The sequence below is a fragment of the Solibacillus sp. genome (assembly GCF_040273735.1).
In the GTDB taxonomy this organism is placed as follows: Bacteria; Bacillota; Bacilli; order Bacillales_A; family Planococcaceae; genus Solibacillus.
The window spans coordinates 38,178-57,484 of sequence record NZ_JBELZM010000005.1 but is presented as its reverse complement, the minus strand read 5'-3'; the positions used below and the strand labels follow the sequence as shown (position 1 = coordinate 57,484).

Sequence of the window (19,307 nt, the reverse complement as noted above, 5' to 3'; positions counted from 1 at the left end):
CCCCTAAAGCCAAGTTGTTTTTTCTGAAAACGATGTACGTTTTTTCTCAGTTGTAACCGGTTCCTCCGGATAGCCAATACATAGCGTACCAACGAGATGTTCGAAATCCGTCGCCCCGATAAATTCATGCAAAGCTGTGTCATGTACAAGACCGACACCACGTGTCCGCCACACCATACCTAAACCGAGCGCTTCAGCCATTAGCCACATCGACATGATTGCGCTGCTAACAGCGAACTTATTGTCCAGTGTCGCCCCTTCATCTCCTTCCACTACGGCAGATGTTACGACAATGATGAGCGGTGTTTTTGTAACTGCCTGCATGGAGCTTTCCACTAAGTTTGGTTTTGTCGGGAAGCGCTGCTGTAAATAATCGAATGCTACTTGTTCAAAACGCTTTAAACTATCCCCTTGCAAAATATAAAATTGCCAAGGCTCGCGCATTCGGTCATTCGGTGCATAAGTTGCCGCCTGCAATAATTGTTCAATTTTCTCCCGTTCTACTTCCTTTGGTAAAAATTGACGAACCGCTCGTCGACTTTTTAATGCTTCTAACATGTTGTCTCAATCCTTTCACTAAACCATGCAATTTCTTCTCGAATTCCTACGACATCCCCGACTAAAATCATCGAAGGGTTGACCATTTTTTGCTGCTGAATTTGTTCGGAAATCGTTTCTAATTTACCTGTAATCGTACGCTGATTGCTTGTTGTCCCCCATTCAATTACTGCAACCGGGGTTGTCGGTTTCTTTCCGTGTTTGATTAAGCTTTTCGTAATATGATCGATATTGCCGATGCTCATATAAAACGCAATCGTATCGATTTGTGCGAGACTTGACCAGCTTAAAAAATCCTGCCCCTTTTCTTCACGGCCATGCCCGGTAACAATGGCAAAGCTTGTTGCATAATCACGATGTGTAACGGGTATGCCTGCATATGCCGGTGCCGCTATGCCTGCTGTTATCCCTGGAACAATTTCAAATTCAATGTTTTCATTGCGAAGAATTGCTGCTTCTTCTGCACCTCGTCCAAAGACGAATGGGTCGCCACCTTTTAAACGGACAACCCGCTTGTTCTGCAGTGCTTTTGCAACTAGTACACGATGAATTTCATCTTGTATTAGGCCATGCTTTCCCGGTTCTTTGCCACAATAAATTAATTCGCAATGGGCTGTTGCGTGTTTTAGTATTTCGGGGTTTACTAATCTGTCATATAAAATGACATCAGCTAACTGAATGCATTCTAATGCACGTATTGTCAGTAATTTCGGATCACCCGGTCCAGCACCAACTATATAAACAAATCCACTCAATTGACTTCTCCCGCTTCAATCTGACGTAAAAACTGTGCACATTTTTCCTCATTCTTTTGCTGAATCCAATCCAGTATTTCAGGTTCAAGTAATTGAGCAAGCGCTGTTTTTTTTGCATCGCCTTCATAATTTTTAAGAACAAGTAAACGGGCTTCCTTTAAAAATGCAACGTAATCTGCATAGCTTTCATCATATTGTTCCTCTAAGTCAGCTTTTACTTTTCTAGTAAGCGCCGGACTTGCGCCAGTTGTCGACACTGTTACAACAAAATCTCCACGACGGACAACAGCAGGGTTCATAAAATCCATACGACCTAAAGCATCTGCACGATTTAATAATTGCCAATGCTGTGTCGCTTCTTCCACAGCATCATTGACCGCTTCGTCATTAGTTGCCGCAAAAATAAGGGCTGCATCGTCTAAATCGGCCGGTTCAAAAAGTTTTTGTTTCCAGACTGCTCTACCTTCATCTAAATATGTTTTTAACTTATCCGTTACTGTCGGACTGACAACGGTAATCTGGGCATTCGTAGGTAATAATGCTTCAACTTTTTGACGGGCTACATGGCCTCCACCTACAATCACCACTTTTTTAAAATCTATATTGACCATTAAAGGAAAATAATTCATATTCTTACCTCCAAACAAGCTGCAAGCCAATTTTTCACGAGTTGTGGATTGGATGCGAAATGAAAATGTGTATATCCAGCGACTAGATTTCCTTGTGAATAACCTTCCTGTTTCGCTCCAAAGCGTCCTTTTGTAAAATAAGCAGGTGTTTCATGATTTCCTTCGTATACCGAATAATGGAATTCATGACCTTTAGCCAGCTCCTGTTCACCAATTAAAAAGTTGCCCTCCACACCGGTAATTTCTCTGTAGCCTAAAGCCGCTAACTTATCTTGCATACGAACAATCCCCGGAATGACACCTAGCATTTTGTAGCCATTTCCTTCACGGTTGAAAATTTCTTCAGTCAAATACATGAAACCGCCACATTCTGCAAGTGTTGGTATTCCCTTATCAATTGCCTGTTTTATCGAAATATTTGCCTGTTCATTTTTAGAAAGCTTTTCTGCAAATTCTTCAGGGAACCCTCCGCCAATATATAAACCTTGTGCTTGTTCAGGAACCGGTTCATTTTCAAGAGGTGAGAAGAAATGCAGTTTTGCACCGTTCGCTTTGAGTAATTCAAAATTTTCTTCATAATAGAAGTTAAATGCTGCATCTTTTGCAACAGCTAAATGAATTTCTTGCGTGTTTGTTTGCGTATTGAAAATTTTTGAAGTTTGCTCCAATTCGGCCGCTTTTGTAACTTGTAGCAGCAAATCCAGATCAACAGTTGCTTCGATAGCATCTGCAAGCTCGTCGAAATATGAATCGAGGTCTCCTCGTTCAATTGCCGGTACTAAACCTAAATGACGGCTCGGCAATGCTGGTACCTCACCTTTTTGCAAGTAGCCCAAAACAGGAACTTTGCATTCATATTCAATTGCTGTTTTAATAATTTCAAAGTGACTTTTACTGCCCAACTGATTGGCAATAATCCCCACAATATTGGCATTGTCATCCAACTGCTGAAATCCTTTTACAATGGCAGCTACACTTCGAGCCATACTCGCTGCGTTGACAATTAAAATTACCGGACTACTCGTAATAGCACTTATATGTGCTGCCGATCCTTCATTCGATAATGGTGACTTTCCATCATAGAAACCCATTACTCCTTCAATAATCGAAACATCTGAATCTATGCTGTTTCTTGCGACAATTGTGCGGACCACATCTTCTGACATCATGAAACTGTCAATATTGCGTGAAGACCGTTTCGTTACAGCTGTATGATACGTCGGATCGATATAATCCGGACCACATTTAAATCCTTGAACAGTTAAGCCGCGCTTCATTAGTGCACGCATAATACCAATGGTAAATGTCGTTTTTCCAACACCACTTCCTGTTCCGGCTAATACGAACCGATTCATCCGGTTACCTCCTCTTCAAATGTAATCCTGGAAACAGAAATGGTTGCATTGCCGCTTTTCTTTTTTTTCAAAAGCCAGTCCGTCGCATTGGCACACTTTAATGCTGCGGGTTCACTGACACCGTAAGCCCCTGTAAATTTAAATACTGTTTCAGATGGATTTTGCAGCGGCATTTCATTAAGCTCTGCGGGTGTATACGTTATAAACTGCCAGTTGTTTCTAGCCGTTACTTGCAGGAAACCTTGCTCATCTTTTTTCAAATCGATTGTGGCGATTGCTTTGACGCTTTTTTTGCTCAGCTTTAGTTCTGCAAGCGTTTCATCAATTAGTTGTTCAATTTCTTCTGCAGATGTTCCGCGATTACAGCCCATTCCCAAAACAATTGATTTTGGTCGGTAAATTACACCGTTTTCGAGTAATACTTCTTCCTCTTTTCCGATAATACGATCGGTAATGAGCAATGTAGCATGTGGTTTTGCAGCGATTGCTTCCTCTGTTGTCCGGTAAATTTTCAAAGTATCAGGCATCGGTGTTTCATGCATCCACCATTTTTTTTCACCGGTTTCCTGAACAATCGCAACCTGTTCCTCATTCACTACTGAAGCACTGACAGGTGTTAATTTCTCTTCACTGTCCCAAACCCATCCGTACCGTGCACCAAATAAATCAACCGCGATTGTTTTTTGAACATCGGATGCTGTAGTTACAATCGGAGTCGCATTGATTGCCTGTGCAAACTCATTTGTCAGGGCATTCGCACCCCCAATATGTCCGGATAGAACACTCACGACGTATTGTCCTTTATCGTCAACAACGAGAACACCCGGATCTTTCTTTTTATCTACTAAAATCGGGGCAATCATCCGAACGACTGCGCCAAGGGAAATAATCAATATCATCGACTTATATGCTTTAAATAATGCAGGCAGCAGCAGGCGCACCGTCCCGTCAAATAATTGAATATTTTTTTCAGCCTCATCGCCCTGCTCAAATTTCTTCATATAATAGACATCGACATACGGAAACTTCTCCGCATACTTTCGCGCATTCGCCACACCATGCTTTGTAATGGCTACTAGTGCATAAGGTTTTGTTACACGAACTTCCGGTATTTCACCTTCCCGTAAATTAATCATCGACTTTCACACCTTTACGGAAACCATGTGTAAATGTAGCATCATACAATTTTGAACGGTAATCTTTTTCATGAATGTTCGGATCAAGTGCCCAGCCGGCTAAAATCATCGCATGTTTGCGAATGCCATTTGTCCGCATCGCTTCATCCAGTTCAGCAATTGTCGTGCGAACGATTTTTTGATCCGGCCATGAAGCTCGTTGAATAACCGCAACCGGTGTATCATCCGACCAGCCGGCAGCCTGTAGTTCTTTTGTAATCTTTTTCGTTAATGTGGCACTTAAAAACATTGCAATTGTGCAATGATGGCTTGCCAACGCTTGCAGTTTTTCACGCTCAGGTACTGGTGTACGTCCTTCTGCTCGTGTTAAGATCAAAGTTTGCGTCAAGTCAGGAACCGTCAATTCGGCCCCTACTGCAGCAGCGGCAGCAAATACAGAACTTACACCTGGAACAACGTCATAGCCAATATTATGGTTTTTTAACAATGCAACTTGTTCCATTGTTGCCCCGTACATTGCCGGGTCACCCGTATGTAAACGCACAACCATTTTCCCCTCATTGACGCGTTCGACGATGCAATCAACCATCTCTTGTAAATGCATGCCTGCTGTACGGATCACTTCTGCATCCGCACGGGCTTCGGCAACTAGAGTTTCACTAACTAAAGAATCTGTATACATGACTACATCCGCTTGTTGAAGCAGTTTAAGACCTTTCACAGTAATTAAATCCGGGTCTCCGGGGCCAGCACCTATAATCCAAATTTTCTTCATTATTTTCGCACCACCATACATGATAAATAATTGAGCTCAGCTCCACGCAATTCATTCGTTTTCCAAATAATTTCTTCATCTGAAGTTACTTTTGTCACAACATACGTTTTTTCTAGTAAGTTCATTTCTTCAAGTAAATCCAGCATGTCATCCAATACTTTTGCTACTTTAATGAACACAATTCCGTCATGCGTCTCAATAACACGACGCATTTCTGCCATATCCGAAGTCGCCGGAATCATTGCTACATGGTCATCGCCGTCTGCCAATGGGATTCCTAAACGGTTGGCAGTTCCATTAAATGAAGATATCCCTGCTATAGATTTCATTTGAACTTCGGGATGCATTTCCTTCATTAATTTCATCAAGTGTATATATGTACTAAATAGCATCGGGTCGCCTTCCGTTACAAAAGCGACATCTCGCCCTTCTTTCAAATGTGCATAGATTTTCTCAGCGGATTTAGACCATGCTTCCTGCAACGTTTCCTCGTCCTTCGTCATCGGAAATACAAGTCCTAGCATTTCCTTTTCTGCCGGATTAACGTACACATCGATTATTCGTTGAGCATACGATTTACTACCGCGTAGTTTTTGAGGATAGGCAATTACCGGGCATTCTTTCAACATTCGAAAAGCTTTTACTGTGATAAGTTCAGGATCCCCTGGTCCAACACCTAATCCGATTAATGTACCGATTGTCATATTTCCAACCCTTTCTGTGCTGTTACGATAAAAATTGGATTTAACGGTTCAAAACGCGTTAAATTTAAAATTGGCTTACTTTTTGAGATTTGTGCCTGCAGTACAGCAACATCACAGTTGAACTTTTTAAAATGCCCCATAGCTTCTGCCAAGTTTTCAATAGTCGCGATGTTCATAACAATGCGGCCATTTGGCTTTAATCGATCGACACATAATTTCAGTAACTGCTCCATATTGCCGCCGTTTCCACCAATGAATATGGCGTCCGGATCAGGGAATTCTTCTAATCTTTCTGGTGCTTTTCCTAAAACAGCTGTAAAGTCAGTACGGTGAATATGCTGATTTTGAAGACAGTTTTCCAAATCGGCTTCATTTTTTTCAATCGCAAATACTTGACCTTCCCGGGCTATTTTCGACATCTCAATAGCAACTGACCCCGTGCAGGTCCCAATGTCCCATGCGATACTTGTTTCTTTTAATTGCAGTGCCTGTAAACAAAGCACTCGGATCTCCTTTTTTGTGATAAGCCCTTTATCCGGTTTTCGCTGAATAAACTTGTCATCATCAATACCGATTGACGCACGCTCAACAGTTTCACGCTGCTTTAAAATAACGACATTCAATGGAGAAAATTCGGCATTCTCCATTTCATCCAGAGAAAGATGACGACATCGTTCAGTTGGACCTTCCAAGTTTTCTGCTACAAACGCATCGTATTCGGTCATGCCATACGCTTTTAAATAACGGGCAAGTGCATTCGGTGAATTTTCTTCATCGGTCAATATCGCTATTTTTTTTCGGCCATCGATTTTTTGGGCAAGCCCTTTCATTGACCGGCCATGAACACTCGTTAAATAAGCATCCTGCCAGCTTTCCTGCATTTTTGTGAATGCTAATTGAACAGAGCTTGCATATGGGTAAATTTCTAATGGGAGCTTTTTAGCCAAAACTCCCCCTAAACCGTAAAATAGCGGGTCACCCGATACTAAAATAACGACGTTCCTTTTTTCTGCATGCAGCTTTTTCACGAGTCGTGAGAGTCCGCCTTTTATAATGATTTTTTCGCCAGTGTATTCCGGAAAAAAGTCAAGATGACGTTCACCACCAACAAGTACTTCACTTGAATTGATCCAAGCGATATATTGGGGGAGTAAACTTGCTGGACCGTTATCCCCGATACCAATCATTTTCATCCATTTGTTCAATATTCTCAGCCTTTCCTAGCATGTCCCCGTTCATTGCATACAGCGATGTGGAAACACGTAATTTCGCTTTCATATGATCCAGTGCAAAGTAACAGCAGTTTTTACAAAGCGCTTCAAAAAATTGGTCATTCCCCTGCATGATTTCCCCTACTTGTGATGCCGTATTCGCATGCAATATTTGCTCGATTATTTCTGGATCAGCTCCGGCTTTTTTTGCGATTTCAGCCAAAAACGGAAAACTGATAGGCGCACTTTTTGAATGCACCATCATGACACCCTGTGCTACCTTAGAAAATTTCCCCATCATCCCGACAAGCGATACTTGGGGAATCTCTTTTCGGGCAATATGCTTTAATGTAAAACCGACGAAATCTCCCATCTCTATAAATGCTTCTTCTGGTAAATGCGGATATTGCTTCATTGCATATTTTTCGCTGCGTCCGCCGGTTGTAATGACAAGATGGTCACAGCCTGCTTCTTTTGCAACACTGATCGCCTGCACGATACTCGCCATATATGCTGAACTTGAAAAGGGTACGACTGTACCGCGCGTACCTAATATAGAAATTCCGCCCAGTATACCAAGCCTTGCATTTAACGTCTTCTTCGCTATTTCCTCACCGTCCGGAACTGAAATAATTACTTCGACTCCTTTGTCAATTTGGAAAAGTTGGATCGCTTCTTCGACGACGCCATGAAGCATTTTTCTCGGAACAGGGTTAATAGCCGCTTCTCCCACAGGGACGGGTAATCCTGCCTTTGTCACCCGACCAACACCGACTCCGCCATCCAGATGGACACCGCTTTTTTCTACAAAACGGACAGTGCTTTGAATACGTGCTTTATGTGTTGCATCCGGATCATCCCCGGCATCTTTAATCGTTTCACACATCACTTCATTGTCCTTTACTGCAAATGATGCCACCGTAAATGTGGCATCCTTTCCTACAGGTAAATGAATCGTTACATGTTCAGGAACTTCTCCGGTCACAAGTGCGTACAAGGCAGCCTTTGTCATCGCAGTTGCACAAGCTCCAGTTGTATAGCCGTGACGCATTTCCGACGGATCTTTTTTATTTCGCTTCTTTTGCTCGTTCATCTGCCATGATTGAGATGGCATTTAATGCTGCGACGGTTACAGTACTGCCACCTTTTCTTCCTACATTCGTAATAAACGGAATTCCTTCTAAAATCGCTAATTCCGCTTTTGATTCTGCTGCCGAAACGAACCCAACAGGCATTCCGATAATTAAATCCGGCTTTGCAAGACCTTCTTTAATCAGGCGAATTAATTCAAGTAATGCTGTTGGAGCATTCCCGATTGCATAAATTCCGCCTTCTTGTAGTTGCGTCGCCTTCTGCATCGAAATAATGGCACGAGTTGTTCCCAGTTTTTTTGCTTCGATTGATACATCTTCATCTGCGATATAACAATGCAAATCCCCACCATGTTTTTGGAATCGTTTACGCCCTGATCCACTTTCAATCATCTGAACATCGGCAACAACATGACGTCCAGCTAAAATTGACTGAATGCCCGCTTCAATCGCATCATCCGTAAAAATCATGCTGCGGCCCAGTTCGAAGTCTGCTGAAGCATGGATAACACGGCGAACGACAAGCCATTGTTCATCCGTAAATGGATGCTCGCCCATTTCTTCTTTAATCATCGCAAAACTATAGTCATAAATTTTGTCCGGGTCTACTGTTAGTGGTACGAAATCTGTATTAAAATTCATATTTGCCATTGTTTTTGCCTCCTAATTTTTCAAACACTTCCTCAAATGAAGTGCATAAGTTTTCATATTGTATTTTTGGTCTTTTAATTAAGATGACGGGAATACCCATTTCCAGAGCCGCATCCATCTTTTCGTCTACAGAACCGACTTTCCCGCTTTCCTTTGTAATAATAAGTGTTGTGCTGAACTGTTCGTAAAGCGCTTTATTCAATTCTTTAGAAAACGGTCCTTGGATTGCGATAATATCGCGTTGCTTCACACCAAGTGCATTGCATTTATCCATATTCTCTTTATTTGGCAGCATCCGGCAGACAAGACGAATATTTTCGTTATGTAATAATTGCTCCGTAAAAACTGCGAGCGTTTTACTGCCTGTCGTCAACATAATTGTTCCTGAATGTGCGGATGCAGCAATTGCCGCTTCTTTATACGTTTCCACTTCCGTAACGAGCAGATGTACATAGCTTTGTTGGGGACGTTCATATCGAATATAGGGTATACCCGTTATATTTGCAGCAGCCATCGCTGTTTTAGAAGCCTCTTCCGCATACGGATGACTTGCATCTACCACCGTTGTTACGTATCGTTCTTCGATCAGTTCCGACATTTGCTGTTCTGTTAAGCGACCGACATGATATGGAACATTCGCATCTTTTAGACTCGCAGCAGCAGAATCCGTAACAACAGTGGCCACCAGATCATAGCCGGCTTGCATTAATCGACTCGCCAGCTCTCTTGCATCACTTGTTCCCGCTAAAAATAAAATCATCGTCTCACCTAATCTCCACACGGGGCTTCTTCCACTTTAATTTTGCATGACATATCAACATAATTGAAATTCAGTATTTTCTTCACACGTTTAAAATATTTAAAGAAACGCTCATTAGGATGTGCATTTTCTTTATAGTCCGCAATGATATCCGTTAGTAAAGGAATCAATTTTTCCGGATCGATTCCCTCCAGGACAGGTTGTGCAGCATGAGCTGTTCGCCCAACTGGTTTAGAGCCGATAAACAAATCGAACTTTTTCTTACGGTAAACAATGCCGATATCATCAAAAACCGCTCGATAACATGCCATACCGCATCCATTAAAACCGACGTGCAGCTCTTTCGGCATTTTAATGCCCCCGAGCGTTTCCATGATCTGTTCAGCATAAGGAATGGATTCCGCTTTTTCGCCGTAACAGAAATCACACGCCTTGACGATTACTACGTCGCCGACAGGTTGAACAAGTAAACCCGTTTTTTCTACCGTTTCTACGATTCTTTGAGGTGAATCAGTTGGTACCTTCAACACGAGACGATGATCGGGCGTATATTCCATCGTACCCCGTTCCCCTACAACCTCTGCCAATGTAATCATTTGTGCAGGTGTAATCATTTTATTGGCAACACCTGGTGATACAGCAAACTCAAATATGGATTCCACTTCTTGCTGAACTAAAAAAGGATTTTCTTCAACTTTTACTACTGACGTTTCTTTATGTACGAGCGCTAATGCTTCATTTGCAAGCTGTAATGCGGTTATTTTAATGGCTGCTGGTTCAACTATTTTTTTCTCGATAGCTTCAATTTTTTCATACCCTGTCTTTGCTTCACCCGTTTCCTGATCCAACGCCCAAGGTTCCGCTTCTTTTTTCAAACGTTGGTGCGGTTTTAATAGTTGTTTTTCTTCTCCCAACGTATATTTACGCTGATAACCACGAGGTGTAATAATTTTATTATCATAGTAAAATGTTGAGGAATTCCCTACGACTACCGTAGTCAACATTCCGATATCGTGTTCCAGCATCTCTTCTAGTGTAGTTAACACAATATCCTGCGTATCTCGGTAAGCAGCTTTTACTAGTCCAACAGGTGTATCCGGAGAACGATACTTAAGCAAAATACGCTGTGCTTCAACAATTTGTCTCGTGCGTCTGCCAGATTTCGGATTGTAGAACGCAACGACAAAGTCTGCCATTGCAGCTGCCTCAATCCTTTTTTCAATTACCGTCCAAGGTGTTAAATGGTCACTTAAACTAATTGTGCACGAATCATGCATAACCGGAGCGCCGAGTAAACTTGCACAGGAGTTAATCGCAGATATACCCGGAACAACTTCTACTTCAATGCCTACTTTTGCAGTCCAGCCCTTTTCGATTAATACTTCATATACGAGCCCCGCCATCCCGTAAACACCCGCATCCCCACTGGAAATAACGGCAACAATATGGCCGGCTTCAGCTTGTTTTACAGCTTCTTGTGCACGTGAAACTTCTTCAGTCATTCCCGTACTGACAATGGTTTTCGCAGTCACTAAATGCTCAATCAGTTCTACATACGTTTTGTAGCCCATAATGTGATCACTTTGCTGTAGCGCATCGACTGCACGTTTTGTTATATGTTCACGATCTCCAGGACCGAACCCTACAACAAAGATTTTTCCCTTTTGCATGTATACACCCTCCGTTATAGAAAAATACATCTCGCCCCATAGGGAGTGATGATAATTTTACTTGTGTGGATCCCAATAAAAACTGGTATTACGTATCCACTAAGAAATAAAAAATGCCCGCACCTCTCATCAGAAAGAGGTACGGGCATGTGAAATTAATACTAAAAAAGTATAGAAAACACAAAAACAATTACTTGTTTCGCCTATACCTCTCCCTCCGAAAAGTAAGTATCGTTTAAATAAGCAGGTTTCCTGGCTTAAGCTTCCTTTTACTTTCACATCTTCCCATCATTACGACAGTGATTCATTGTGATTTCATCAGCTATTACAGTAGCGGGGGCTGCATTAGTCTTGCACTAATTTCCCTTTTACCTTACAAAAATCTGTAAGCACTCATTTAAATTGCAAATTATTAAATTATTATAAAAATAACATAGTCTGTTAAAAAATGATAGGGTAATTATTTTCTCCATAAGCTTCTGAGCATAACTGGAGCGTTTATTAGTCGTGTATTAGGTGTTTTATACATAAATTTACTATACAACTAATCAAAGGTTGTTTAATTTCAATTATTCACTTTATTATTTTCCTGTTACGGGTTCATTTAGCTTTTTTACATAATCCACGGCATCATTTATAGATGTGACAGCAATAATTTTGATATCAGGTTGCTCATTTATTTTTACTTTCTTCGCCTCTTCTTCATTTTCCATAGGTATTAGAATATGAGAAAAGCCGCTTTGTTCAGCAATTAAGATTTTCGCTTTTATCGAACCAATTTCCTTCACATTACCTTTGCTATCAATCGCTCCTGTTACGGCAATCGGAACGTCATTGTTAACGTCACCATTTTCGATAAGAGCGCTTAAAACAGCGGCAAGTCCTGCACTGTCACCTTCTATATCCTCTCTTTCTAAAAATCGATTAATAGCAGAAGAGTTTTCAGGTAAATAAGCATTGACATTTTCCTTCATTGTTTCAAAATGTTTCTCCGCAGGACGTACATAACTTAGTAATTCTTCGTTTTTCGAACGGTACCGGATTTTATTCGTGACAACTTCCACATCCAGAATTTCTTTATTAGTTGAAAATTCCACACTATGAATTAGGTAGTCCAAATCTGTTATATATGGAGCTTCAATAACTTCCACTGCCAGTACATTGATACCTGAATCTTCGACTATTTCAAAAGGCTCGTTATATGAGACAAGAAAGTAAGTATACTTTTCATATTCAATCAGTCGGCTTTCGAACATAGCCAATAGAGCTAGTATATAAAAAATCCCCAAAAAAGCTGCTTTCAACTTCTTGTTGTTTCGGTAAAGAAAAAAACCGAAAATTGAAATACCCAAGCCCACCATGATAAAAATAATAAATTGATAACCGTTAATGTTATCAAAATAATATGATAGTAAACCTGTTATGTATAAAAAGAACGGCAGTATCATTAAAAAAAGACGTCTCAATTTTTCAACTCCTTGCTAAACTATAGTTGGACTTCCAAAAACAATCCAATTAGTTGTTTGTGTACATTTGGTTGAACTTAATAAATGCTTTAATAATGTTGCCTCGAATTTCTTCACGTTCCATTCATACCGGTATTTCTTATGCCAATTCTCTACTTCTATGTAATGCAATTCTTTTAGCCACGTTAACAATTGCTCATCCGTCAGTCCCTTATCCAGTAATGCATCAATGACCGGTAACATGCGTTCTTCTTCCTCATCGATTAAAGCATATTCAGTATGAAGACAGCTTTTTAAACTTTGTAATGCACTACAAAATAATTGTGAATCCGTCATCAACGGATGTCTAATTGCTTCTGTCAATAAGTCACTTCCATGTGCAACCGCATGTGCCCAGCCCTTCGTATTGACAAAACCCCGGTAATCCTTCTCAAAAAATAAATAACGAATACTACGGTGAATAGCCTCAACTACGAGTTCTTCAGGCAAAATTCTTTTTTCACGGTCTTTCCCTAAAATAAGCGTAATAACAAGTGCTGAAAATGATTTTGTAAAAACATCATCAGAAGGGGCATTGTGTGTAATATTTAAATAAAGATGCTCATCATCCAAACATGTTTTTAATATTGCATTTAATTGTTTGTCAGTATATTGTTCATTCAGAATTAATTCGCAAAATCCCCGATAAATTAAGTGATCACGTAAATGTCCATCCGTATTTCCGGTATTTTTTAGCATGAACTCGATTAATCCGTTAAAATCAATTAAATCCAGATTGGTCGTTTTATTTACTATTCCTTCTAAATGTTCTTTCATCACCAATTGAATTGCTCCTTTTTATTGCTCCATTTCGAAAAGTTTTTTTAATGGTTCAGGTATTTTGGCAACTTTTTTCTTTTCTAAATCGAAAAAGCATCCTGACTGCTTTCCGATACAATGTGTATGCTTCTCCGTTGTAATTTCCAGCTCCATTTCCCAACTTGATTGCCCGACTTTCACCATCCAGCACCGTCCGAGCGGTTTATCGAAGATTGTTAAAGGGGCTTTGTACTCGATTTCTGTTTTCATCAAGATTGGGGAGATTTGTACTGCCATCATTTCCGCTAATGGATAATGCTCATTTAAAAAAGCCATACGTAAATCCTCAAACCACCTTACATAAACAATATTACTTACAATGCCCATCGCATCGATATCATAGGCATTTATATGAATCGGTTGTTCTGCTAATAAAATTTTCACAATATTATCTCCCTTATTTTCTTTCTTCATATCGAACCATTGTCCAAAAACCGATATCTTCAAAACCAATCCGCTTATAAATGCGTCCGGCAGCAGGATTATCATAAAACAGGCAAATTGATTTTCCTTCGGCGAGCAAGTCAACGCATAGTTTTAACATACAATGTGTCGCATATCCCTTTTTCCCGTAACCTGGTCTCGTTCCGACACCAACAATCATCGCGGATTGGGAATTTTCCGCTGTTGTTGATGCTGATGAGACCATCACGCCTTGTTCATCACGAATAATATAAGTACGCCCAGTTTTAAATTTTTCAGCACGCTCTCTTCCTTCAACACTAAATGTACCCGTTGAAAATTCCGGGATCGATTTGAGCATTTCAATATTTTCTTCGTACTCACTTGGCTGTAAATACGTTACATTTGAAAAATCCAATTCGGCAGTCGGAACCGTTAATTTTGTACATTTTGCATAATACGTTTCGCTGTCCCGACGAATACCGCGGTCAATCCATTTTTTTAATGGAGTGACTAAATGCTGAAGTCCCGATATTTCTATCCGACCTCGGTTTTCGTTAACTATTTTGGCAAATCCTTCGACATCATAATTCCCTTCACTATACGGAATATAGTTTTGATCATAGCGCAGTAAAATCGCTATTAGCTGATCACCTACAAATTGCCCCCATAAATCCTGAATATCAGATTCCATCCCATACGCTTCAATGTCACCTATGATAAATAAATTTTCTGCCGGCTTTTTATGTACAAGTGCCATTGTAATTTTAAGGTCTTCGTTTGTTAACTTTCGAATCATTTTACTTACCTCCTATAAAGTACGTTTTCGAGCCTTCACAATAAAGGTCGTTGGAAAGTGGCTTGCTTTATGTAGAGAATAATACTTTTCGGAATACGGAATTTCTTCATCTTTTATAGAGCATGGAATATTACTTTCAATAATTTCTACAAGTTCAAAGTCTGCTTTTATAAGTTCGTTTATAAATGTCGCCATTTTATATTTCGGTATTTGCATTGGTGCATCTTCCCCTTTAAATGACATTGTTTCAATATATCCTTCACGCTGGTAGGAATCCGTTAAAATAAACTGATGATCTCGGCATTTGATTTGATTATAGAAAGGGTGTTCCCAGCTGAAAACGAAATCGCCTCCTTCTTTTAAGTAGCTGTGAATTAACTTAAAAGTTGCCGGTAGATCACTTGACCAGCCAATCGCATAAATGGAGTACACTAAATCAAAATAATTTTTGGGCAATCCGATTTCTTCTTCCATTGGAGCCGTAAATAAGTTTGCCTCAATGCCGTTTAAAGTTTTCTGCGCCAGTTTCTTTTGGGCACCCGAAAAATCAACACCCCAAAGCTCCTTTGCACAATTGTTATTCATATATAAAAGAGAATGACCGCTACCAAACCCAACTTCCAGCACCGTTTTCCCGGCGACATCTCCGATTAAATTCAGTTCTTCTTCTGTTTGCGCTAAAGGTCCATAGCTTGGCAACGCATCTCCTCCAGCAAAATGCTTCGCAACAATATCCCAGCTTTTTTTATTGTTTTCGATAATTGAATTCAAAAAAGTCATTCCTTCCCCATTTATTATGTACAATGATGAATCTATATTAGATATCCCAATTAAACCATTTTATCCCATAATTTACAATCCAACTATTATTTGATTTTTTATGTTGCAATACGTTCTTTCCTGAGTGATTTGGTGTTTATAGATGTTAATTCGGTTATAAAAACTACATCATTTTATAATAATATTGCCAATTAAACTGTAAATTACCTATTCCTGATATGGTATGAAACTTTCCTCCCTGTGCATTCTAAAGTCATAAGGAGGCGATAATAGATGGCAAACAACAACAGCTCAAACAAATTACGTGTACCTGGTGCACAACAAGCAGTTGACCAAATGAAGTACGAAATTGCACAAGAGTTTGGTGTACAATTAGGACCAGACGCTTCAGCACGTGCTAACGGCTCTGTAGGTGGCGAAATTACGAAACGCCTAGTTCAAATGGCAGAGCAACAATTACGCGGTAATTCAAACAATCAACAATAATTAACGAAAAGGAAGCGCTACATGAACTTGTAGCGTTTTCTTTTCATTTTGGCTTTTCAAGAAGAATACATACATAGACAAACAATTCATAATTGATTTTATATAAATGAAACTTTTAAAGTTTTCCTCCGTAAAAGACAATAATAACCATTAAAATTTGGTGTAAAGGGGCTTGAATAAATTTGAGCTATGTCTTTTAAGGGAGGAAGTTCATAAATGAATATTTATGCTTGGATTGGTTTGTTCGGATTTATTTTCTTTACTTTAATTCCTTTATTGGATAAGAAGCAAAGAACACGTGAAGAAATTCAAAAAGCCATTGCAACAATTGCTATAATATCCGGAATAATTATTGCCGTTTTAGTTTTCAATATAAATTTCCTCACTGCTTTACTGTTCGGTTTTCTGGCAATGATCTTGCTTGATCGTAAAACCTATACAAAGAAGAGACTAACTATTTACGGGGTCATTACTTTAATTGCAGGAATTGCAGCATATGTTTTACTCAGAGACAATCCGAATTATATTATCCAACATTTAAAAGATAATCCGGAATCCAGCTCTTTATATTTTGCTGAAAATGGTGAGCCTGTCATTACTTATCAGTCAACTGTTACACGGCCTTTAGCAAGTACAGTAAAAATTCTTATTGCCCTTGAATATGCCATGCAAGTTGAAGAAAACAACATTCAAAAAGACAAAACAGTACCATTGGAAGATTTGAACCGTTTTTATTTGAAAAATACTGATGGGGGCGCTCATGAAGCATGGTTAGAAGCTATGAAACAAGATGGGGGCATCGAGAATAATGAAGTCACTTTACATGATGTTGCAAAAGGAATGATTACGTATAGCTCAAATGCCAATACAGACTATTTAATTAATCTGCTCGGTATTGATGCGATAAATAAACGCAGAACAGACTTAGGCTTAACACAGCATGAAGACGTTTATCCAATTGTCAGTGCGCTTATGATCCCTGAATATATTAAAAAAGATGGGATGTCCGAAAAAGAATTAATCAAGGCACTCCAAAACTTATCGATGGAAAACTATCGTAAGTTAGCCCAATCGATAAGCCTAAAAATGAAAACAGGCGAAATTAATGCAAGTGAAGCTACATTTGACTCATCCCCAGCCGTACAAAAAGTTTGGTCAGACCGGTTAATTGGCGCTTCTGCTAATGATTACGGGAAACTGCTCGCCCTTATCTCCAATGACGAGCTGTCACCAAATGCGGCTGAAACAATCCGGGATTTAATGGAATGGCCGATGCAATTAAATGAAGAAAATTATAAGAAATATACACATCTTGGCTCAAAAGGTGGCTCTACACTGTTCGTCTTAAACAATGCGATGTATGTCGAAAACCTTAAGGGAGATCAGTACGAATTTGTTATTTTACTTGATAACCTGAAATTTTATGAGCATTTCCTGTTGAGAAACAATCGAAATTCATTTGAAAGAAAGCTTTTGAACAATGCAGATTTTCGCGATGAGGTACGTGAGGCGCTTTTCAACTAAGTTTGGTTTGATTTTATAAATACCGCAACAATCTAAAAAGATGCTTTGCCTGATTTGGCTAAGCATCTTTTTCAATCGATTATTCCTCTGATCCTTTATCCACTTTCCGTATACAGCTCTTTATACATAATGACTATTAGGACATACGTAAACAAAGGAATAAGATAATCCGTATTATTGATTGCGCGATTTAATGAGTTATTATCTGCAAGAATACTTATCACTATTGCGATTAGACTAACGACACTAAAAATGATAAATAACATCTTATTTCTCGAAATGTAATCCTTTTTTATTTCAAATAATAAGTAGACAAGTGCAAAGAAAATTAACACCAATTTCGTCATAAATAATTGTTCAAATCCCCAATAAAAGGTCGCCATTATAAAGATAAGTGCGGCTAAATTCAAGATGATCGGTATATTGATTTTTTTCATATTCCCTCTGCTCTTATTCTGGTCGTTTTGTAATGTTGCTAAATTTACATATAGTACCTTTACCGAATTTTTATACTATAGTAACGCATTGCCTTTGGTACACCTTCCAAGTCAAATACACCATCGACAATTAAACGTCTGACACGATATTCTAAAAAATGGTCACCAATATATTGATCCAGATGACCCATTACTTCTCCGATAATTCTGGCTGATTTTATAAAGTCCTTATTCTGTTTATTTTGATGAAGTTTCTTCACTGTATTGATAATGTAAGCATCATAAAAATTTTCAGGAACACTTTTTATCTTTTGATTTTCCCGGATTCTTAAAACATCATTAGTTTGACAAAGCTGCTTCCATTCATCTTCTAATGTTTTACTTTCCGCTTGCGTCAATAGATGACCCTTTTTCTCGTTTTCGTAAATTTCCATTAATTGATCTGATGACAGTTCCCCCATATTTAACGGCGTAAAATCGATATCGGGTCTATCAAAATAAGTTTTATATGCTTCATTAGTATGAATGATATGGATATCGTTTGCCTTCTCTTTTAATAAATAAAGTACAAACCGTAAACCCGTTTGTTCATGTGCATTTTCCCCTGCCCAAATAATAATTGGGTGATCATTTGGCGTTTGTTGGAGGTCTACAATCGTTTGTTTAAAATGTTCTTCGTGATGATAGAGGTCCTCATCATCAATAATGATATGATTTCTAAACCATTTAGATCGATTCGAAATACCTTGTAAGTTATGTAAGTTCCAAATGGGACCAATAGAAAACAAATCGGAAAACGTAATAATCCTTTCCTGATGACTTAGCCCTAACTTTTTTAAAGCAAATTTCAGGCTGCCTGATGGCGAATCTCCAAAGACAATATGTGTTGCTTGATATTGTACAGGCTCAACATTTGCTTGATTCTTTTTGTACTCCAACAGGTTGTTATATGTATTTTTAATATCTAAAAAGAATTGCTCCTCTGAATAACCATTTCTTTCTTCGACTACTTGCATCCGTAAAAAGATTTGCATTAATAAGGCTTTCCGTTCTTTGCCTTCTAATTGATCAATAACAGCGTTCAAGTCATTAAACAAATGGATACCCCCCTTTTCATTAAATTTTACCATTAAATCCTCATTTGGTATAACTTTCCTGAAGGAAAGATCCCGCTTATCGGTAAACTATACTTCTTTCTGTTCTTAATTTTAGCCACAAAAAAACTGCATCCCATATTTGGGATGCAGTTTATCGTTACAT

General features: G+C 39.2%; 21 protein-coding genes and 1 riboswitch. Of the genes, 2 read left to right on the top strand and 19 right to left on the bottom strand.

What is annotated here, in order from left to right; all coding sequences use genetic code 11:
• Positions 1-3 precede the first annotated feature (3 nt).
• From ABS917_RS06940 to ABS917_RS06860, 17 genes are all read right to left on the bottom strand, one after another.
• Positions 4-558 (bottom strand): nitroreductase family protein, encoded by a 555-nt coding sequence (locus tag ABS917_RS06940; protein ID WP_350478321.1) that lies wholly within the window; start codon positions 556-558, stop codon positions 4-6.
• A complete protein-coding gene (cobA, locus tag ABS917_RS06935) occupies positions 552-1,313 on the bottom strand; it encodes a uroporphyrinogen-III C-methyltransferase (RefSeq protein ID WP_350478320.1) in 762 nt (253 codons plus the stop codon). The genes ABS917_RS06940 and cobA overlap by 7 nt, the downstream gene beginning before the upstream one ends.
• Positions 1,310-1,942, bottom strand: coding sequence for a precorrin-2 dehydrogenase/sirohydrochlorin ferrochelatase family protein (locus ABS917_RS06930; RefSeq protein ID WP_350478319.1), 633 nt, complete (start codon positions 1,940-1,942; stop codon positions 1,310-1,312). Before ABS917_RS06930 ends, cobA begins: the two co-directional genes overlap by 4 nt.
• Complete coding sequence (locus ABS917_RS06925) at positions 1,939-3,297, bottom strand: cobyrinic acid a,c-diamide synthase CobB (RefSeq protein WP_350478318.1); 1,359 nt, start codon at positions 3,295-3,297, stop codon at positions 1,939-1,941. Before ABS917_RS06925 ends, ABS917_RS06930 begins: the two co-directional genes overlap by 4 nt.
• Positions 3,294-4,433, bottom strand: coding sequence for a cobalt-precorrin 5A hydrolase (locus ABS917_RS06920; protein ID WP_350478317.1), 1,140 nt, complete (start codon positions 4,431-4,433; stop codon positions 3,294-3,296). Before ABS917_RS06920 ends, ABS917_RS06925 begins: the two co-directional genes overlap by 4 nt.
• Positions 4,426-5,208: a precorrin-4 C(11)-methyltransferase gene (cobM, locus tag ABS917_RS06915; RefSeq protein ID WP_350478316.1), complete on the bottom strand. Its 783-nt coding sequence runs from the start codon at positions 5,206-5,208 to the stop codon at positions 4,426-4,428. Before cobM ends, ABS917_RS06920 begins: the two co-directional genes overlap by 8 nt.
• Positions 5,208-5,912, bottom strand: a complete 705-nt coding sequence (cobI, locus tag ABS917_RS06910; protein WP_350478315.1) for a precorrin-2 C(20)-methyltransferase — start codon at positions 5,910-5,912, stop codon at positions 5,208-5,210. Before cobI ends, cobM begins: the two co-directional genes overlap by 1 nt.
• Positions 5,909-7,105 carry a precorrin-6y C5,15-methyltransferase (decarboxylating) subunit CbiE gene (gene cbiE / locus ABS917_RS06905; RefSeq protein ID WP_350478457.1) on the bottom strand — a complete coding sequence of 399 codons (1,197 nt, stop codon included), beginning with the start codon at positions 7,103-7,105 and terminating at the stop codon, positions 5,909-5,911. Before cbiE ends, cobI begins: the two co-directional genes overlap by 4 nt.
• Positions 7,080-8,216, bottom strand: a complete 1,137-nt coding sequence (locus ABS917_RS06900; RefSeq protein ID WP_350478456.1) for a cobalt-precorrin-5B (C(1))-methyltransferase — start codon at positions 8,214-8,216, stop codon at positions 7,080-7,082. The genes cbiE and ABS917_RS06900 overlap by 26 nt, the downstream gene beginning before the upstream one ends.
• Positions 8,191-8,856 carry a precorrin-8X methylmutase gene (locus ABS917_RS06895; RefSeq protein ID WP_350478455.1) on the bottom strand — a complete coding sequence of 222 codons (666 nt, stop codon included), beginning with the start codon at positions 8,854-8,856 and terminating at the stop codon, positions 8,191-8,193. Before ABS917_RS06895 ends, ABS917_RS06900 begins: the two co-directional genes overlap by 26 nt.
• Entirely contained in the window at positions 8,846-9,625 is a 780-nt protein-coding gene (gene cobK, locus ABS917_RS06890) for a precorrin-6A reductase (protein ID WP_350478454.1), read from the bottom strand. The genes ABS917_RS06895 and cobK overlap by 11 nt, the downstream gene beginning before the upstream one ends.
• An 8-nt stretch (positions 9,626-9,633) precedes the next feature.
• Positions 9,634-11,295, bottom strand: a complete 1,662-nt coding sequence (cobJ, locus tag ABS917_RS06885) for a precorrin-3B C(17)-methyltransferase (RefSeq protein WP_350478314.1) — start codon at positions 11,293-11,295, stop codon at positions 9,634-9,636.
• 225 nt (positions 11,296-11,520) lie between these two features.
• Positions 11,521-11,707: riboswitch (cobalamin riboswitch) on the bottom strand.
• Between the two features lie 169 nt (positions 11,708-11,876).
• On the bottom strand, positions 11,877-12,761 hold the full coding sequence (locus ABS917_RS06880; RefSeq protein WP_350478313.1) for a S16 family serine protease: 885 nt from the start codon (positions 12,759-12,761) through the stop codon (positions 11,877-11,879).
• A gap of 15 nt (positions 12,762-12,776) precedes the next feature.
• On the bottom strand, positions 12,777-13,577 hold the full coding sequence (locus ABS917_RS06875) for a DUF2785 domain-containing protein (RefSeq protein ID WP_350478453.1): 801 nt from the start codon (positions 13,575-13,577) through the stop codon (positions 12,777-12,779).
• A 21-nt stretch (positions 13,578-13,598) separates the two neighbouring features.
• Positions 13,599-14,003 (bottom strand): acyl-CoA thioesterase, encoded by a 405-nt coding sequence (locus ABS917_RS06870; protein WP_350478312.1) that lies wholly within the window; start codon positions 14,001-14,003, stop codon positions 13,599-13,601.
• Positions 14,004-14,016: 13 nt separating this feature from the next.
• A complete protein-coding gene (locus tag ABS917_RS06865; protein ID WP_350478311.1) occupies positions 14,017-14,820 on the bottom strand; it encodes a GNAT family N-acetyltransferase in 804 nt (267 codons plus the stop codon).
• 12 nt (positions 14,821-14,832) lie between these two features.
• A complete protein-coding gene (locus tag ABS917_RS06860; RefSeq protein WP_350478310.1) occupies positions 14,833-15,600 on the bottom strand; it encodes a class I SAM-dependent methyltransferase in 768 nt (255 codons plus the stop codon).
• Positions 15,601-15,873: 273 nt separating this feature from the next.
• On the opposite strand from ABS917_RS06860, the gene ABS917_RS06855 reads away from it, so the two are divergent.
• Positions 15,874-16,086, top strand: a complete 213-nt coding sequence (locus ABS917_RS06855) for an alpha/beta-type small acid-soluble spore protein (RefSeq protein WP_008406565.1) — start codon at positions 15,874-15,876, stop codon at positions 16,084-16,086.
• A 216-nt stretch (positions 16,087-16,302) separates the two neighbouring features.
• Positions 16,303-17,610 (top strand): serine hydrolase, encoded by a 1,308-nt coding sequence (locus tag ABS917_RS06850; protein WP_350478309.1) that lies wholly within the window; start codon positions 16,303-16,305, stop codon positions 17,608-17,610.
• 95 nt (positions 17,611-17,705) lie between these two features.
• On the opposite strand, the gene ABS917_RS06845 is transcribed toward ABS917_RS06850, so the two are convergent.
• Both ABS917_RS06845 and ABS917_RS06840 read right to left on the bottom strand, forming a co-directional pair.
• Positions 17,706-18,047, bottom strand: coding sequence for a hypothetical protein (locus ABS917_RS06845; RefSeq protein WP_350478308.1), 342 nt, complete (start codon positions 18,045-18,047; stop codon positions 17,706-17,708).
• A 59-nt stretch (positions 18,048-18,106) separates the two neighbouring features.
• The gene (locus ABS917_RS06840; protein WP_350478307.1) at positions 18,107-19,144 is read right to left on the bottom strand and encodes a DUF1835 domain-containing protein; all 1,038 of its coding nucleotides are present in this window, start codon (positions 19,142-19,144) and stop codon (positions 18,107-18,109) included.
• Positions 19,145-19,307: the final 163 nt, after the last annotated feature.

Bases quoted from the DNA above. Each gene is read 5' to 3' on its own strand.
- cobM (WP_350478316.1), bottom strand. From the start codon at position 5,208: ATGAAGAAAATTTGGATTATAGGTGCTGGCCCCGGAGACCCGGATTTA.
- ABS917_RS06930 (WP_350478319.1), bottom strand. From the start codon at position 1,942: ATGAATTATTTTCCTTTAATGGTCAATATAGATTTTAAAAAAGTGGTG.
- cobK (WP_350478454.1), bottom strand. From the start codon at position 9,625: ATGATTTTATTTTTAGCGGGAACAAGTGATGCAAGAGAGCTGGCGAGT.
- cobJ (WP_350478314.1), bottom strand. From the start codon at position 11,295: ATGCAAAAGGGAAAAATCTTTGTTGTAGGGTTCGGTCCTGGAGATCGT.
- ABS917_RS06850 (WP_350478309.1), top strand. From the start codon at position 16,303: ATGAATATTTATGCTTGGATTGGTTTGTTCGGATTTATTTTCTTTACT.
- ABS917_RS06940 (WP_350478321.1), bottom strand. From the start codon at position 558: ATGTTAGAAGCATTAAAAAGTCGACGAGCGGTTCGTCAATTTTTACCA.
- ABS917_RS06925 (WP_350478318.1), bottom strand. From the start codon at position 3,297: ATGAATCGGTTCGTATTAGCCGGAACAGGAAGTGGTGTTGGAAAAACG.
- ABS917_RS06875 (WP_350478453.1), bottom strand. From the start codon at position 13,577: ATGAAAGAACATTTAGAAGGAATAGTAAATAAAACGACCAATCTGGAT.
- ABS917_RS06920 (WP_350478317.1), bottom strand. From the start codon at position 4,433: ATGATTAATTTACGGGAAGGTGAAATACCGGAAGTTCGTGTAACAAAA.
- ABS917_RS06865 (WP_350478311.1), bottom strand. From the start codon at position 14,820: ATGATTCGAAAGTTAACAAACGAAGACCTTAAAATTACAATGGCACTT.
- ABS917_RS06855 (WP_008406565.1), top strand. From the start codon at position 15,874: ATGGCAAACAACAACAGCTCAAACAAATTACGTGTACCTGGTGCACAA.
- ABS917_RS06895 (WP_350478455.1), bottom strand. From the start codon at position 8,856: ATGAATTTTAATACAGATTTCGTACCACTAACAGTAGACCCGGACAAA.
- ABS917_RS06900 (WP_350478456.1), bottom strand. From the start codon at position 8,216: ATGAACGAGCAAAAGAAGCGAAATAAAAAAGATCCGTCGGAAATGCGT.
- ABS917_RS06845 (WP_350478308.1), bottom strand. From the start codon at position 18,047: ATGAAAAAAATCAATATACCGATCATCTTGAATTTAGCCGCACTTATC.
- cbiE (WP_350478457.1), bottom strand. From the start codon at position 7,105: ATGAAAATGATTGGTATCGGGGATAACGGTCCAGCAAGTTTACTCCCC.
- cobI (WP_350478315.1), bottom strand. From the start codon at position 5,912: ATGACAATCGGTACATTAATCGGATTAGGTGTTGGACCAGGGGATCCT.
- ABS917_RS06860 (WP_350478310.1), bottom strand. From the start codon at position 15,600: ATGACTTTTTTGAATTCAATTATCGAAAACAATAAAAAAAGCTGGGAT.